The sequence below is a fragment of the Ignavibacteriota bacterium genome, from assembly GCA_016218045.1.
In the GTDB taxonomy this organism is placed as follows: Bacteria; Bacteroidota; Ignavibacteria; order SZUA-365; family SZUA-365; genus JACRFB01.
In genome coordinates this window covers 1-15,867 of sequence record JACRFB010000001.1, presented here as the reverse complement: position 1 = coordinate 15,867, position 15,867 = coordinate 1, and the positions used below count along the sequence as shown (strand labels likewise).

Sequence of the window (15,867 nt, the reverse complement as noted above, 5' to 3'; positions counted from 1 at the left end):
ATTCCATGAAATTGTGGGCGAAACTATGCAAGTCCGCAACATTGGCTGTCGATGTCGGTGCACACGCAGGACTGTACAGCATTGCAGCAGCGGCTGCTAATCCGAGAATTTTGGTTCATGCATTTGAGCCGCTACAAAGTAACGCGCATGCATTGTACCGAAACATACAAGGAAACGGCTACAATAATGTAAACGTGCATCAGATGGCATTATCAGATTATGATGGAGTTGCGAGCTTAAATTACGACAGAGAGGGTGATGCGATTGCAATGCTCGGCAACCCGAAGTTGAAGTTGACATCGATGGTCCAGGTTGCCAAGCTTGATTCAATCCTGAATATAAGGGACGGAGAAGCGGTTACTGTTAAAATTGATGTTGAAACTCATGAGCCTCAGGTCTTACTGGGCATGAACACCATCATCAGAAGATCGCGTCCTACAATGATTATTGAGGTGTTAAATAATGAGGTCGGGGAGACTGTTCAAACAGCGTTGTCTGAAGCCTATTGTTGGCTATTAATCGACGAATCAGGCGTGCTACGTAGGACCACAGCCATCAATCGGGTGTCTGAAGGCAGCACAAATTATTTTCTTTATCCAAAAGAACGCGCTGCAGAGTGGGAGAGGTATATAGAAGAGTTTAACATCGCTAATTGAAAGAGTTCAACCAGATACTAATCCGCTAGTCGTAAGTTGCCTTGAAAGAAATGTTGCATAAGCCGCACTTGTTGTTAGTCACCCATGTGGCGCCATTTCCTGGGCACGCCGGACAGCAACAGCGTGTACGCTACACACTGCGTGCTCTCCGGGATGTTTTCTCCGTGACCGCAGTGACTTTTGCGCCACCGGCTCGAATGGACGATGTGAGGCAACAATGGATGCACCACGTCGACGGCTTAATACTCCTGCCTTCAAAAACGCAGCGAAGCATCGTCCATCGGCTGTATTATAAGGCCGCCGGCCGCGTGTTCTCGAAGCGTACAGGATTAAAAGCATCGAATTACGTGTTGGGGGAAGTGGAGTTCTCGCCGGCACGAATAGCCGCAGTGCTCGATCCCACGGCATTCGATGTTGTACTTTTCGAGTATTGGCACGCGCATCGCGCGTCCCGCGTATTTACGGACAATCATGTACCCACCGTGCTCGACATGCACGACGTCCTGTGGCAATCGCTGCGACGGCAGTTGTCGGCAGCGGGTGCGCGCGATATCGAATCCCGCGTTCAGCGCTACAAGATGCGGGAGGAAGCCGCCTGGCGTGATTTTACCGCGCTTATCGCAATCAATGCCGGCGAGGCCGAGTACACGCGGCCGCGTGTCGACGGCACACCCGTATTCCTCGCGCAGATGGGCACGGATCTGTCGTTGTGGCCCAAAACATATAATCCGGCCGTGCCTCATCGCATCGGTTTCTGGGGGAGTCTCTCCAGCGACGTGAACCGCAGAAGCGCCTCACAGGTCGCCCGCCGGATAATGCCACTCATCTGGCAACGGTATCCGGACTGTGAATGTTGGATAGTCGGCGCCAATCCGCCGGACGAGTTGTCGGCGCTGACCGTCGACCCGCGGATACATGTGACCGGATTCGTCGAGCACCCGGCGGAGCTGCTGGGCACCATGCGCGCTGTGCTGTGCCCGTGGGAGGGCACCTACGGATTCCGGAGCCGGCTCGTGGAGGTGATGGCCTGCGGCGTTCCCGTGGTCGCATCGCCCGACGCCGTGTATGGTATGGGACTCCGGCAGGACCACGGGCTGCTTCTGGGCGACACGGATGACGATCTGGCGCATGGCGCCCTTCGCCTTATGGATGACGATTCCTTTGCGGAGGAACAGAGCTTGCGGGCGCGCGCACAGGTGGAAGACGGGTATAGTTTTGAGTCCACATACGGCGGACTCGCGCGCGACCTGCTTACGTTGCTGCAGCGGAGCGACACACCGGCATGAAACTGCTTGTCGTCAGTTACAAGCGCTGCCGCCTCGGAAAGGACGGCTATGTTTCCGATGGTGGATTCCCGATACAGATGCGGGCGCTCTCGGAATTGTTCGATGCCACGACACTGTTCCTCGAACGTGATGACAGTGACGCGCGGCATGGAGACATTCCGCTCACGGGGCACGCGATGCGCATCGTGCGGTCGAAGGCGCCTCCTGCCATCCTTGGCTATCGCAAGCTTGGACTTCCGATATGGATCGCAAAAAATATCATACGTCTCCTCCGGGAAATCCTCGCGCACGACGCGGTACATACACCCGTCCCGTGTGACACCGGCTCGATTGCAATGCTGCTTGCCTGGCTTCTTCGCAAACCGTTGTATGTGCGGCACTGTGGAAACTGGTTCGAGACGCGCACTCGCGCCGAACGTTTCTGGCATGCGTTTATGGAGTCGGTCGCAGGCGGCCGTAACGTGATGCTCGCAACCGGCGGCGGCGCCGATTCGCCGTCACGCCGGAATCCCGAGGTCCGATGGATATTCTCCACTACAATAACAGCCGGCGAACTCCGCGGTTCCTCGGAGCCGGAACGATCCGTTCCGGTCGACGAACCGCGACTGATTCTTGTCGGCAGACAGGAGCACGGGAAAGGGACGGATGTACTGCTTCACACTGTTGCAGTTTTGCGCGAGAGAGGGGTGTCCGCGCGCGCGGAGGTTGTTGGTGAAGGCGGCCGGCTGCAGGAATACAGAGCGATATCCGCGGCGCTTGGACTCGATGCCGCGGTGACCTTCCACGGACGTCTCTCACACGACAATGTCCTGCACCTCTTGCGGCAGGCACACCTGTTTCTCTTTCCCACGATGTCGGAGGGTTTTCCGAAAGCCGTGCTCGAAGCGCTGGCGACCGGACTCCCCGTCATAACCACGCCGGTCTCCGTGCTTCCATTACTCCTGTCGACCGGTGCCGGCTGTATCGTTCCTGAGAGGGAACCACATCTGTTTGCGGATGCGGTGATGCGCTGTATCGGTGATACGGAGGCCTACCGCGAGATGTCGCGACGGGCGGTCGAGACAGCGGCACAATTTACGCTTGAAGCGTACAGCGCCACGCTACATCAGTTGTTATCACAACAATGGGGGGAACTGCGTCATGCCTGATCTGTCAAACAGGCGCATATGTTTTATTGCGGGAACACTGGGCTGCGGGGGTGCTGAACGACAGCTCGCCTACATGTTGCGCGTGCTGCAGGCCGAACGGGCACAGGTCTCCGTACTGTCTCTTACAGAAGGTGAATTCTGGGAGGAGCCGCTTCTGCGTTCGGGTGTCGAAATCGTGCACGTCGGCGGGGACGGGTCCCGCCTCGGACGCCTTCGCGCCATCGTTCGTGAAGTGCGCAGACTGCAACCGGAAGTGCTGCAGAGCGGACACTTCTTTACAAACATGTATGCGGCACTCGCCGCCCGCATGACAGGCGTCCGGGAGATCGGCGCCATACGCAGCCAGGTGCAGAACGAAGTCGAGGCCATCGGCGGGATGCTCGGGAAGTTGTCGCTGCGGCTGCCACGCGTCATGTGCGCGAACAGCAGAGCAGCGGTCGAGCGCGCCATTATCGCGGGTGTGCCGCGGGAACGGATACGCTTTCTCCCGAATGTTGTCGATACCGATTGGTTCACACCCGGCGATCGCGGCTATGATCGGCCGGTGACGGTGCTGGGGGTGGGCAGCCTTCGCCCGGTCAAACGATTCGATCTTTTTCTGAATGTGATCGCGCGTCTGCACGCGCATGGAGGCGACCACCTACGCGCCGTGATTGTGGGCGAGGGGCCGGAGCGCGAACGGCTTATTCATCGACGCGACGAACTCGGACTGCGCGAGGTTGTCGAGTTCCCCGGGGCGTCCGAGGACATGCGCCCGTGGTACGAGAAGGCGGATGTTTTCCTGTCCACATCCGATGTTGAAGGAACACCGAATGTTGTGCTCGAAGCGATGGCCTGCGGGTTGCCGATAGTCGCCACCGATGTCGGTGATGTGCGTTCACTTCTGCCGGATGGATTCGGACTGGTCGTACAACCGGGTGACGAACTTGCACTCGCGGTTGCAATGTCGATTCTCATGGATTCGGCATATACACGCGAGGAGTTCTCGCGCCGCTGTCGCGCCGCTGCCATGCGCCGGAATGTTTGCAGTCTTGTGCAAACTCTCCGTGATATATATTGGTCCGTCTTACACCCATCATCGGACTTCTCATGAACTGTCCCCGACAACGTCAGGCGGAGCGATACACCTGTGTTTAACCGGCACATCACACGCGGCATTACCCCGTCGCCCAAGCAGGCGGGGAGCCAGACACAGCAGGCACTGCTTCAGAATGATGGCGTTGCCTTGCTCCCAGGTCTTGCGAAGGAGCCCGGCGCTTTTCCGTATTCTTTCTTCGTCACAGTGATGCTCATGCTCGGGCACGTGGCGCTCGGCCTTATCATGCACCTTTCGGAGGCCGTCGCGACGGCGCATGGTTTCGGAGTCGGCCTCGTCGCACTCCTGATTGTTTTCAAGAGCCGCTCAACCGACGGGATGCTGGCCGTCATGGGCTATGCCATCTCTTCCACGGTGATTTGGCGCGTAACGAGCGCGCAGGTGTTCTGGTTCTTTCCTGAATATCTGTCGTTTCTGATTTTACTCATCGGAATGAGGCGTATCCCCGCCGTACGTCCGGGAATACGCGCAGGGTTCGTGTTTTTTCTCCTGCTGCTTCCCTCGGCCTTGCTTACGGTGGTGAACGCTGAATTCGGACTCGCCCGCCAGCAGATCGCATATGCACTGGTACCGCATGCCGTCTCCGTTCTCGGTATATATCACTTTTCCCGTATCAATCTCGACAAGCGCTCGCTGCTCATCCTGCTCTTCTGGTCGACACTCCCGATACTTGCCAGTTGGAGTATATCCGCAAACAACGTGTTTTTGGTGGGCGTCAACTACGGCCGGTCCTCCAACTTTTTTGCGTCGGGCGGCGCTGCTCCGAATCAGGTGTCACTTCTGTTTTCCTTCGGCGCCATCGCACTCATTTCCTCCGTGATGATTGCACGACTCCCTGCCCGCATACGCCTCACCTTTCTGATCACCGCCGTCGCGCTCGTCGTTCAGAGCATCATGACGTTTTCCCGCGGCGGTGTATACAACCTGCTGGGCTTTTTCTGCCTGGCCATTCCCTTTTCACTCGCCGACAAAAAGCGACGCATTCAATTCACAATTATTGCAGCGCTCATATTATATCCTTTCATGACATACGTCCTGCCGGCTCTGGACGTGTTCACGAAGGGCGCATTGGAGGAGAGGTACGAACGAGAAGGTGAGACTGGGCGTGACGTGCTTGCGGAACAGGATATTGCCATGTTTCTTGAGAATCCCATACTCGGAGTGGGTCCGGGCATGGGCCGTGAACTCCGCTCGCTTGGTCGTGTGCAAGGCATCAACGCACACACGGAATATACACGGCTTCTGGGTGAACACGGACTCCTGGGTCTGGCGGCTCTTATCGTACTCGGGTATCTGCTGATGCAGATTTTCCGGAATGCCCGCTACAACTGGCAACGAGGCATTGTGGCGGGATTGATCGGATGGTCGCTGGCGATGTTTCTTCACGCAGGGACACGCGTCACAACATTTGCCATATTTTTCTGGGTGGCAACCGCTCTCGCCAATTATCGTGAAGCCGGTGACCAGGACCGTGTCTGATCCCGTTCAGGGATGCAACCGGCTGCCGTTATCGGGCCGGCGTGCGGCTCATTTTTTGTTCCACGGTTTTCATCATTACGACAGGACCGTACGATGTGTGGAATAACCGGCATCGTGTATCAGGATGCGCACAGGCAGCCCGATGGTGTCATCGGAGACGGCATGGTCCAGTCGTTGCTTCACCGCGGACCCGACGCGCAGGGTGTGTGGGTGGGCCCGGGCGCCTTTCTGGGCCATACCCGTCTCAGCATCATCGATCTCAGTGAGGCGGGCAGACAGCCCCATGTGTCGGAGGATGGCAATGTCGTCGTGATCTTCAACGGCGAGATATACAATCACGACACACTCCGTGCAATGCTGATACAACGCGGACACCGTTTTATCGGCCGTTCCGACGGCGAGATTCTGCCGCACATGTACGAGGAATACGGCGCGGAGTGTATCCCCATGTTGCAGGGCATGTTTGCCTGCGCGATCTATGATGTCATACACCATCGACTGATTCTCGCACGCGACCGCATCGGCATCAAGCCGCTCTATTTTTCCCGCACGGAAGACGCATTTGTGTTTGGCAGCGAGATCAAGGCGGTTCTGCGGCACCCGGCGGTAGACGACACAAAGGACGTGCAGGCGATACTCGATTACCTGAGTCTCGCCTTCATTCCAGAGCCGGCCACCGGATTTTTACACATAGAGGCGCTGCTGCCCGGCCATACATTGATCGTAGAGAACGGCCAGCTCCGGAAGCAGTGTTTCTGGTCCTTCGAATCCACCACATCCGCGCACTCGAAGAATACGTTGCAGGAGTGTCTCGATCTGACCGTCCGGCGGCAGTTGATTGCCGATGTGCCGCTGGGCGTTCTACTCAGCGGCGGCGTGGATTCATCCCTCATAACATCCGTTGCGAGCGGCATCTTACCACACCCCATCTGCAGCTTCACCGTCCAGTTCGGAGAAGCGGGGTTTGACGAGTCGATCCACGCCGCGCATGTGGCTGCCGCGGTGCACACGGAACATTGCACCCTGCACCTGAACAACACGGGCTTCTCGAGCAGTGAGATGGAGGGTCTGCTCGCGCATTTCGATCAACCCTTCGGCGATTCCTCCGCAATTCCCACGTACTTCCTCTGCAGAGAAATGCAGAAGCATGTCAAGGTGGCGTTGTCGGGTGATGGCGGGGACGAACTCTTCTACGGGTATCCGATATTTGCGTACTTCACGCGAATCTTGAGCGTGCGCCCGCTGCTGCATCTTCTGAACAGCCGATTCGGCCGCTCGCTCACGCATCTCGTGCGGGAGGGTTCAGCACCATACCGCCACCTGCGTCGCGCTTCAACGTACGCGGGATGGAGTCTTGCCGGGATCTTTGCCGATATGCGCTGCTATTTTTCGCACACCGATCTGTGGAATGGCTTTTCGCCGGCCTCCAAGGAGTTGTTTGCCGAAGCGAAACCCATTCTTCGCCTTTTCGAGCCATACGAAGAACTGCTGTGGTCCGATCCAAAAGCTGCCATCGGTCAATGGCTCATGCGGTACAGTCTCCCCGGCGACATGCTGAAAAAAGTGGACATGACAAGCATGCTGGCCGGCATCGAGATCCGTGTTCCGTTGCTCGACGAATATATAGTCGGCGCGGCCCAGCGAATCCCGTCATCAATGAAACACAATGGCTCCGAGGGGAAACTCCCCCTGCGGAAAATGCTGGAGCAACATCTCCCGAAAGAAATCGCGCATCGGCGGAAGCAGGGATTTGCGATTCCATTGGATACTTTTTTTGACGCATCGCTGCACGACTGGGTTCTGGATCTCCTCACGGGGCCTGCGTCCCATGTCGGCCGCCTGTTCACTGCCGAGTGGTTGTCGCAACTTCTGACGGGATTCCGCTCAGCGCGCGCCGCGAGCGTCGAAATCAGCAGATATAAAACCTACCAGCGAGTTTTCATGCTGCTCTCACTCGAGATCTGGCTTCGGCGTCACGGCCGGGCGCTCGTGTAGCACAGCACTCCCCGAGGAAACCCCATGCATCTGAGCGCCATCACCGATCCACCACACGCGTCCACGAAGGATGAAGCTTCCATTGCCTTTGATCCGGCAATGGCGGCACATACATCGGCGCGCTCCGCGCATTGGGATGATGTCGAGACTCGCCTTCACAGTTGGAAGGGGTGGGGAGGATACTACCACGCTCGGCTAGCCGGCCTGTACGCGTTCCACATCGCGCCCGGTCTGCGTGTTCTCGAACTCGGCTGCGGTCGCGGCGACCTGCTCGCGTCGGTGTCGCCATCGCGGGGCGTTGGTGTCGACTTTTCGCGCAGGATGATCGAGTCCGCGCGACTGCGTCATCCGGATCTGGAATTCCATCATGCAGATGCGCACACCTTCGAGGATCTTGGTGTATTCGACGCAATAATACTATCGGATCTTGTGAACGAGTTGTGGGACGTGCAGGCGGTATTCGAACGGCTTCGTCCCTGCTGTCACCCCGGCACACGTGTCATCATCAATTCGTACAGCCGGCTCTGGGAAGGAGTGCTGCGTCTTGCCGAGATGCTGGGTCTTGCGAAACCGGTGCTCGCGCAGAACTGGTTGACTGGCGACGACATTGCCGGCCTCCTCGCACTTTCGGGTTTCGAAACCATACGGCGCACAAGGGAAATCTTGTGTCCTTTGCCTGTGCCCTTGGTCGCCCGGCTCGCAAACCGCTGGCTGCTTCGACTGTGGCCCTTGACACACTTGTGTCTCACCAATGTTCTGGTGGCGCGTCCGCTGCCTGTTCAGCGTCCGGCAGATCCGATAGTCACCGTGCTTGTGCCCGCGCGCAACGAGGAGGGGAACGTTCCGAATATCTTCGCGCGTGTGCCGGAAATGGGCGCAGGCACCGAGCTGCTTTTTGTGGAGGGAAATTCGACCGACGATACCGCCGGCGCAATACAACGCGAAATGGAACGGCATCCCGGCAAGCGTTGCCGGCTTATCACACAGCCGGGCCGGGGCAAGGGCGACGCCGTCCGTGCAGGATTCGATATTGCCGAAGGTGATGTGCTCATGATACTCGATGCGGATCTCACCGTTCCACCGGAGGATCTCCCGCGATTTTACGAGGCACTGGTTTCAGGCAAGGGCGATTTCATTAACGGCGTGCGTCTCGTGTATCCCATGCAGGACCGCGCCATGCGCTTCTTCAATCTCCTGGGAAACAAATTTTTCAGCGTTGCATTTTCGTGGTTGCTCGGACAGCCGGTGAAAGACACGCTGTGCGGAACAAAGGTCCTGTGGAAAAAGGACTATAGACGCATTGTGGACAATCGCTCCTACTTCGGCGATTTCGATCCATTCGGCGATTTTGACCTGCTCTTCGGGGCATCAAAACAACAATTAAAAATCGTCGATTTGCCGATACGATATCGCGAACGCACGTACGGCGATACAAACATTCAGCGATGGCGTCACGGAGTGCTTTTACTGCGTATGGTGTTGTTCGCCGCGCGAAGAATAAAATTCCACTAAGCACTGTCGATGAGAGAGTGGCCCTTTCCCTTTGCTGACAATGCGGACCCTGCCGCATTGCGCCGTATGCTGACGCGCCTTGCGGTTTCTGCGGTAGCGGTGCATGCGCTCGGTCTGTTTGTGGCGGCATCAACAGGAACCTTTGTGACGATCCCGAACAAGGACCACACACCGGCGATGCATCAGGTCCTCGAGCGCGGATATCCCGGATCGATCAACGTTCCGCCCGGCTTTTCGTACTATCTCGCCGTAAAATACACCGTCACTGCGGCGCTGGGGCTGCCATACTGGACGGGAAAAATCCTGTTCGATACATGGCTGGTTCTTGTCGCGGCGGTACTCTCGTCTCTGCTCGCGTACGCGTTGACACGAAATGTACGCATGGCGTTTCTGGGAGGCGCGGGTCTTGCGGCCGCACCGATATTCATCCTCGGCGTCGGCATGGAGGAAGCGGCGATTCTGTTTATCGTCCCATTCCTCTCCTCGCTGCTGCTCTTCGCGCGGGAATTGCAGCGCGAGACGGGGGTACGCTACCGCATGATGTTTCTCGCCGGGCTCCTCATGGGCTGCGCAACCTTGATCCGCGCCAACTCGCAGTTCATCGTCCTTGCGCTGGTTCCTGTATGCGCGGCCGCACAAGCGCACCACAGTACACGGCGTGTGTTGACCGTCGTCCTTTTTACCTTTGTCGCTTTCACAGCAGGCCAGGCGTTGGCCATGCTTCCCTGGACCCTCGTGCAACGATCCCTCGGGAAGGAGGGGCTCGCGGCGATGCCCACCGCGTATCAATCGTATTTCGACGGCTTCAAACGCAACAAGGGAAACAGAATTGCCGATGAATTGCTTGCGGACTACGATGCGCCCGAACGATCGCTGCGCGGGATCATCGATTTTAACACACACTGGCTGAGGGAGGATCCCGTTGCATTTACCACGCTCTACGCGCGAAAATTTGCGCGGGCCTGGTACATGTCCGATACAGGGCGCTGGGATACACCAACACTGCTTCTTCATCTCCCGTGGTGGGTGGGTGCGATCACGGGTCTCTGGTTGTGGCGGCGACGGAGAAAATCCATCGGGGCGTCCCGTGATCCCGCCTTGTGGATGCTCCTGCTTGTCATCGGGTATATGTGGACCATTAGCGCCGTCATGGCGGGGATCGCCCGATATTCCGCTCCTCTCTACGGCATGATCAGTCTGCTGGCCGCTCCGGCAGTGATCCCCATATGGGACAGACTTATGTCGCGTTTGCGACACACGGCGCGGGCATAACAGATGCGCGTCCTTGTTGTCACCTCCGAATGGCCAACTGAGAGCGAGCCCCAACGAGCGCGTTTTGTGGTACGGCACATCGAAGCACTCCGTGCCCTCGGCGTCGATATCGATGTGTACTCCTTCCGGGGCGGGGGCAATCCGCTGAACTACGCGCGTATTCGAAAGGACGTGCGGAGCCGCATCCGCAACGGCGGGTATGATCTTGTACACGCGCAGTGGGGACAGAGCGCGTTGGTGACCCTGCCTGCACCCGTCCCGCTCGTTGTCACGTACCGGGGAAGCGATCTCGAGGGCGTGGTCGGTCGGAGCGGTCGTTACACGACACAAGGCCGGGTCCTGCGATTCGTGAGCATGTTCGTGTCGCGATATGCGGACGCGATTATCCTTGTCTCGAATTCTCTTGCCCGTCACATACCCGGGCGTTCATTCACTCTCGCGCCGTCGGGCATAGATCTCGCCCACTTCCGGCCGATTGCGCGCGAGGAGGCCCGCACCGCACTGCGGCTCCCGATATCGGATCATCTGGTCCTATTTGCCGCAAATCCGGCGGAACCGATAAAGCAGCACTGGCTGGCGGAGAAGGCGATGTCGCGCGTGCGCGAGACATTCCCGCATGCGCGATTGATCATCGCCCACGGCGTGCAGTATGAACAGATGCCGCTGTATATGAACGCGTGCGACGTCCTGCTCCTCACATCCGCGCACGAGGGGTCTCCCAACGTTGTGAAGGAAGCTCTGGCGTGTGATCTGCCGGTGGTCGCAACGGATGTCGGTGATGTCGCGTTCCGCGTCGCCGGTGTGGATGGCTGTCACGTGTGCCCGCAGAAAGATGCGGAAGCCCTTGCCGCGGGACTCATCGACGTGTTGCGCAGAAACGCGCGCATATCGGGACGCGCAGCGGTTCTCGATCTCGATGAGCGCCTGATCGCGGGGAGGGTTCTGGATGTGTATACGCAGGTATTGCAACGCACCGGAAAGCCGCCGCGCCCGCTGGTACAAGCGTCTCCATCCCGCTGACCGCCACATGCACCTCGCAATTCTGACGCAGTATTATCCGCCCGAGATCGGCGCGCCGCAGAAGCGTTTGTCGGAACTCGCGGAGCGTCTGGTATCGCGGGGGCATGAAGTGACGGTCCTCACCGCGATGCCGAATTATCCGACGGGGAAGGTGTACCCTGGATACGGCGGGATATGGTCGAAGGAAATACGCAACGGGGTGTCCGTGCAGCGGGTGTGCATGTACCCCAGCAACAGCACGAGAACTATTGCGCGCCTCCTCAGTGCATTTTCCTTCGTATTCTCGTCGATGATCGCCGGTACATTGCTGCTGCCCCGCGCCGACGTGCTCCTCGTCGAGAGTCCGCCCTTGTTTCTGGGGCTCAGCGGATGGTGGCTGAGCCGCATCAAGCGGATGCCGTTGATCGTGAATGTGTCGGACCTGTGGCCTGAAACGGTTGCAGCGCTCGGCCGTCTCGATCGGCGCAGTCTTGTGTTCCGCCTCGGGGTCCGCCTCGAGAATTGGCTCTACCGTTCCGCCTGGATGGTAACCGGGCAGGCGCGCGGTATCGTGGACCATGTCGCCGCCGTGGTGCCGGACAAACCCGTGTATCACCTGTCCAACGGCGTTGATACGCAAATATTCAGAGCTGATGCTCCGAAATATGCGTTTGCGGAAAAAGGGGAGGGTCGGGGTGAGTGTCTCATCGCCTACTGCGGTCTGCATGGTGTTGCCCAGGGGCTGGACCAGGTGCTCGATGCCGCGGAGTTGCTGCGTGATCTTCCCGTGACATTTCATCTTTTTGGTGACGGAGCGGAGAAGTCGGCGCTTGTCGCCAGTGCGGCGAAACGCGATCTGACGCGTGTACGTTTTCATGATGCTGTTTCAGCGGACACAGTCCCCGGCATTCTCGCGGCAACCGATATTGCCCTGGTGCCGCTCAAGACCACCATTCCGGGGGCGGTTCCTTCGAAGGTGTATGAAGCGATGGCGGCGTCGCGGGCAGTGATTCTGGTTGCGGACGGCGAGCCCGCTGAAATCGTACGGGAGAATACTGCAGGCCTCGTAGTCTCCCCTGGCGACATCGACGGACTTGCGGATGCCGTCCGTCGCCTCGCTGCCGATCCTGCGCTTCGAGCCCGTCTGGGTACGAACGGCCGTGCAGCCGTCGAGCGCCACTACAGCCGCGATACAATCGTCTCGCACTTCATCACCCACCTCACTGCCGCATTCCGGCTTCAATAACACGGCCATCAACCCGCGTCGACATTACCGCTCCTCCTGTCTGTTTTCCACTTTCCACCTTCCACATTCAACGATTCACTTTCCAGATTTCACGTTCGCCCAATGCGTTTACTCACCGCCGTAGGCGCCCGTCCGCAGTTCATCAAGGCGGCGCCAGTGTCCCGGGCGCTCGCTGCGGCCGGTCATGAGGAGATACTGGTGCACAGCGGGCAGCATCACGACCAGGGGATGTCGGACGTGTTTTTCCGCGAGATGGGTCTCAGAAAGGCGGATCTGAATCTCGGCATAACAGGCGGCGCGCCAAACGCGCGCACAGGCGCGATGCTTGCCGGATACGAGGCGGCCATCGAGCAGTACAGGCCCGATATTGTGCTCGTGTACGGCGACACCGACACGACATTGGCCGCCGCGCTTGCGGCAAAGGAGAAGGGCCGTCTGCTCGCCCACGTGGAAGCAGGCCTGCGCTCATACAACCGCTCCATGCCGGAAGAGCAGAATCGTGTGCTGACGGATCATGTTGCGGATATTCTTTTCTGTCCCACCGACACTGCGCTGAAGAACCTGCACACCGAGGGTCTGGCGAATCGCGCGGTTCTGACCGGCGACGTGATGTACGACGCGGCCAGGTATTACGCGGCGGCCGCGGCGCGGCGCGGGTATCCGGAAACACATGCGCTCGAGAGCGGTATGTATTTTCTCGCCACGCTGCACAGACAATACACAGTCGATGATGCAGGTCGCTTGCGTGCTGCACTCGACATTCTCGGCGCACTTCCGCTTCCGGTGCTTCTCCCGGTCCATCCGCGCACGAAGAAACAACTGCGCGCGCATGGGCTAGGACTGCCTCCCGCCGTGCTGCCTGTTGCGCCGCTCGGATATATCGATTTTATGTCGGCATTACAAAGCGCGCGAATGGTGTTGACGGACAGTGGCGGTGTACAGAAGGAGGCGTATTTTCACGGCGTCCCCTGTATCACCTTGCGCACGGAAACCGAGTGGATCGAAACCGTCGACGCCGGCTGGAATCGCGTTCTCGACCTCGACGCGCGGTCGGTACACATCGCCGCCACAACACACTGGTGGCCGGAAACACGACCTGCGTTGTTCGGAGACGGGCATGCCGCGGAGAGGGTAGTGGCGGTGCTGGAGAGCGCTCGGGAGTTGGGAGTGGGGAGTGGGGAGTGGCGCGTGTCAGGCTGAGCTTGTCGAAGCCGACACGCGCGCACGCAACTTGCCATCGCGCCTCCGCGTGCCAGCGCACGCGGACTACCTCACGAGCGAATTGTTTCTGGATGACATACCAAGTATTATTTAACCATGGTACAGCCCGAAGACATTAGAGCATACAGTCGATCGATCATCCGGCAATACAGTCCTATTGCCATTTGGCTTTTTGGCTCGTACTCGGATGGTCGTGCCACCAACGAGAGCGATGTCGACATGCTTGTCATCATGAACACGGAGTTGCATCCAGCGAAACAGGCTGCCTGTATACGTATCAGCACACGTCCACCATTTGCCTGCGACCTCATTGTTCGCACGCCGAAGCAAATTCGAGCCCGCATGTCCGAGGGTGATTCATTTCTCAGCGATATTTTTTCGCATGGCACGCTGCTGTATGAAAGCTGAAGCACGTGAATGGTTGCTCAAGGCGGATCGCGACGTACACACTGCAACACGTGAGCACGCCGTTGAGATTGACCCAAATTTCGATGCCGTGTGCTTTCATTGTCAGCAAGCTGTTGAAAAAATGATGAAGGCACTCATCGTTGAGCAGGAGATGCATGTTCTTCGAACACACGATCTCACTGCACTCCTGGAAATATTACTCGCGGTGTATCCTGAGTTTGAAGAATTGCGGGAACACTTGGCGCGTCTCACAGACTATTCGATCGGGTATCGATACCCCGGGATGGATGCAGATGCTGAAATGGCAGATGAGGCATACGCGGACGCATCCACAATCTATGCGATCTTTCGCAGCGTGTTTGAACGCTTGTAAATAGCGGTGATTCGGTACCCGCCTCAAAAAGTGCCTACTTTTCTCTTGCAGGAACAAATCGATAATATCGAATCCCGTCGTATTGCCGATGTGTACCGCGGGTATCATGACGCGGGGCACGGCGCCGGGAAATGGAGCCGCGGGAATCCGGGCAATGCGGCGATCATACGCGAGCGCATGGATATCATCCGCCGCATGCTTGCGGGTGTCGGTTTGGATCTGGCTGCTGTTCGTGTGCTCGAGATCGGCTGCGGCGGTGGAAGTGTGATGCAGGACTTTGTAACGGCAGGTGTGCAGGTCCATCGAATCACGGGTGTGGATCTTCTCGACGATCGCATCGCCGAAGCGAAGGAGCGGCATCCGGATTTCGACGTCCGCACTGCGAATGCCACGGCATTGCCTTTCGAGGACACGACGTTTGACGTTGTTCTCATCTTCACAGTATTCAGCTCGATTCTCGACGAGTCGATGCGTGTACGTATGGCCTTGGAAACCGACCGCGTTCTGCGGCGCGGAGGTGCTGTTGTGTGGTATGATTTCCGTGTGAACAATCCGGCCAATCCCAACGTCCGGGGAATCTCGGTTAAGAGCGTCCGCTCGTATTTCCCGAACTATTCACACTCCATCCGCAGTGTCACAGTCTTTCCGCATCTCGCGCGCCGTCTTGGTCCTCTGACGCGCATGCTGTACCCGTTTCTCTCTTCCATACCTTTTTTACGAACACATTTGGTCGGGGTGCTTGTAAAGGGGTAAAGGCGTAATGGGGTGAAGGCGTAAAGAGGTAAAGGCGTAAAGAGGTAAAGGCGTAAAGAGGTAAAGGGGTAAAGCTGTAAGGCCGTCATTTCACACTGAGCCCCGCTTTGCGGGGTGGCATTCACCAACCCACGCCGGAAGGCGTGAGATTCTCGCGGCACCGCGCGATTCAAAGAGCCCCGCTAGGCGGGGCGGCATTCAAAAGTCGAGTACCTGGGATGTGAATTTCTCACTCCAGGAATCAACAGAATGTGTGAACACTCGTGTGGGCATGCCCATAGCTGTACAAGTTAGGATAATATCTGACAGACGCGTATCATCAACCACCACATGAAAGGACCGTGTGACGATGACCACGCAACAGAAACTCATCGGGAACAAACTCGGATTGCTCCGTCTTGCAGAACGTCTCGGGAACGTCTC

The 15,867-nt window shown here is 58.0% G+C and carries 14 protein-coding genes; all 14 read left to right on the top strand.

Annotated features, from left to right (window positions below):
• Positions 1 to 5: 5 nt before the first annotated feature.
• The 14 genes from HY962_00070 to HY962_00005 all read left to right on the top strand — a co-directional run bounded on the left by HY962_00070 (position 6) and on the right by HY962_00005 (position 15,444).
• Positions 6 to 656: an FkbM family methyltransferase gene (locus HY962_00070; protein ID MBI5645298.1), complete on the top strand. Its 651-nt coding sequence runs from the start codon at positions 6 to 8 to the stop codon at positions 654 to 656.
• Positions 657 to 877: 221 nt separating this feature from the next.
• On the top strand, positions 878 to 1,942 hold the full coding sequence (locus HY962_00065; GenBank protein ID MBI5645297.1) for a glycosyltransferase: 1,065 nt from the start codon (positions 878 to 880) through the stop codon (positions 1,940 to 1,942).
• Positions 1,939 to 3,090 (top strand): glycosyltransferase family 4 protein, encoded by a 1,152-nt coding sequence (locus HY962_00060; protein MBI5645296.1) that lies wholly within the window; start codon positions 1,939 to 1,941, stop codon positions 3,088 to 3,090. The genes HY962_00065 and HY962_00060 overlap by 4 nt, the downstream gene beginning before the upstream one ends.
• Entirely contained in the window at positions 3,083 to 4,183 is a 1,101-nt protein-coding gene (locus tag HY962_00055) for a glycosyltransferase (GenBank protein MBI5645295.1), read from the top strand. Before HY962_00060 ends, HY962_00055 begins: the two co-directional genes overlap by 8 nt.
• A gap of 36 nt (positions 4,184 to 4,219) precedes the next feature.
• Entirely contained in the window at positions 4,220 to 5,665 is a 1,446-nt protein-coding gene (locus HY962_00050; protein ID MBI5645294.1) for an O-antigen ligase family protein, read from the top strand.
• A 93-nt stretch (positions 5,666 to 5,758) separates the two neighbouring features.
• Positions 5,759 to 7,660, top strand: a complete 1,902-nt coding sequence (gene asnB / locus HY962_00045; GenBank protein MBI5645293.1) for an asparagine synthase (glutamine-hydrolyzing) — start codon at positions 5,759 to 5,761, stop codon at positions 7,658 to 7,660.
• 99 nt (positions 7,661 to 7,759) lie between these two features.
• Positions 7,760 to 9,172, top strand: a complete 1,413-nt coding sequence (locus tag HY962_00040) for a glycosyltransferase (GenBank protein MBI5645292.1) — start codon at positions 7,760 to 7,762, stop codon at positions 9,170 to 9,172.
• Between the two features lie 66 nt (positions 9,173 to 9,238).
• A complete protein-coding gene (locus tag HY962_00035) occupies positions 9,239 to 10,444 on the top strand; it encodes a hypothetical protein (protein ID MBI5645291.1) in 1,206 nt (401 codons plus the stop codon).
• A gap of 3 nt (positions 10,445 to 10,447) precedes the next feature.
• Complete coding sequence (locus HY962_00030) at positions 10,448 to 11,464, top strand: glycosyltransferase (GenBank protein MBI5645290.1); 1,017 nt, start codon at positions 10,448 to 10,450, stop codon at positions 11,462 to 11,464.
• Positions 11,465 to 11,471: 7 nt separating this feature from the next.
• The gene (locus tag HY962_00025; protein MBI5645289.1) at positions 11,472 to 12,689 is read left to right on the top strand and encodes a glycosyltransferase family 4 protein; all 1,218 of its coding nucleotides are present in this window, start codon (positions 11,472 to 11,474) and stop codon (positions 12,687 to 12,689) included.
• A gap of 102 nt (positions 12,690 to 12,791) precedes the next feature.
• Positions 12,792 to 13,889, top strand: a complete 1,098-nt coding sequence (gene wecB / locus HY962_00020) for a UDP-N-acetylglucosamine 2-epimerase (non-hydrolyzing) (protein MBI5645288.1) — start codon at positions 12,792 to 12,794, stop codon at positions 13,887 to 13,889.
• Between the two features lie 117 nt (positions 13,890 to 14,006).
• The gene (locus tag HY962_00015; protein MBI5645287.1) at positions 14,007 to 14,318 is read left to right on the top strand and encodes a nucleotidyltransferase domain-containing protein; all 312 of its coding nucleotides are present in this window, start codon (positions 14,007 to 14,009) and stop codon (positions 14,316 to 14,318) included.
• A complete protein-coding gene (locus HY962_00010) occupies positions 14,308 to 14,691 on the top strand; it encodes a HEPN domain-containing protein (protein ID MBI5645286.1) in 384 nt (127 codons plus the stop codon). Before HY962_00015 ends, HY962_00010 begins: the two co-directional genes overlap by 11 nt.
• A 30-nt stretch (positions 14,692 to 14,721) precedes the next feature.
• Positions 14,722 to 15,444, top strand: coding sequence for a class I SAM-dependent methyltransferase (locus HY962_00005; GenBank protein MBI5645285.1), 723 nt, complete (start codon positions 14,722 to 14,724; stop codon positions 15,442 to 15,444).
• The last annotated feature ends 423 nt before the right edge of the window (positions 15,445 to 15,867 follow it).

Coding starts and splice junctions, on each gene's coding strand:
- HY962_00070 (MBI5645298.1), top strand. CDS start 6: ATGAAATTGTGGGCGAAACTATGCAAGTCCGCAACATTGGCTGTCGAT.
- HY962_00065 (MBI5645297.1), top strand. CDS start 878: ATGCACCACGTCGACGGCTTAATACTCCTGCCTTCAAAAACGCAGCGA.
- HY962_00060 (MBI5645296.1), top strand. CDS start 1,939: ATGAAACTGCTTGTCGTCAGTTACAAGCGCTGCCGCCTCGGAAAGGAC.
- HY962_00055 (MBI5645295.1), top strand. CDS start 3,083: ATGCCTGATCTGTCAAACAGGCGCATATGTTTTATTGCGGGAACACTG.
- asnB (MBI5645293.1), top strand. CDS start 5,759: ATGTGTGGAATAACCGGCATCGTGTATCAGGATGCGCACAGGCAGCCC.
- HY962_00040 (MBI5645292.1), top strand. CDS start 7,760: ATGGCGGCACATACATCGGCGCGCTCCGCGCATTGGGATGATGTCGAG.
- HY962_00035 (MBI5645291.1), top strand. CDS start 9,239: ATGCTGACGCGCCTTGCGGTTTCTGCGGTAGCGGTGCATGCGCTCGGT.
- HY962_00030 (MBI5645290.1), top strand. CDS start 10,448: ATGCGCGTCCTTGTTGTCACCTCCGAATGGCCAACTGAGAGCGAGCCC.
- HY962_00025 (MBI5645289.1), top strand. CDS start 11,472: ATGCACCTCGCAATTCTGACGCAGTATTATCCGCCCGAGATCGGCGCG.
- wecB (MBI5645288.1), top strand. CDS start 12,792: ATGCGTTTACTCACCGCCGTAGGCGCCCGTCCGCAGTTCATCAAGGCG.
- HY962_00015 (MBI5645287.1), top strand. CDS start 14,007: ATGGTACAGCCCGAAGACATTAGAGCATACAGTCGATCGATCATCCGG.
- HY962_00010 (MBI5645286.1), top strand. CDS start 14,308: ATGAAAGCTGAAGCACGTGAATGGTTGCTCAAGGCGGATCGCGACGTA.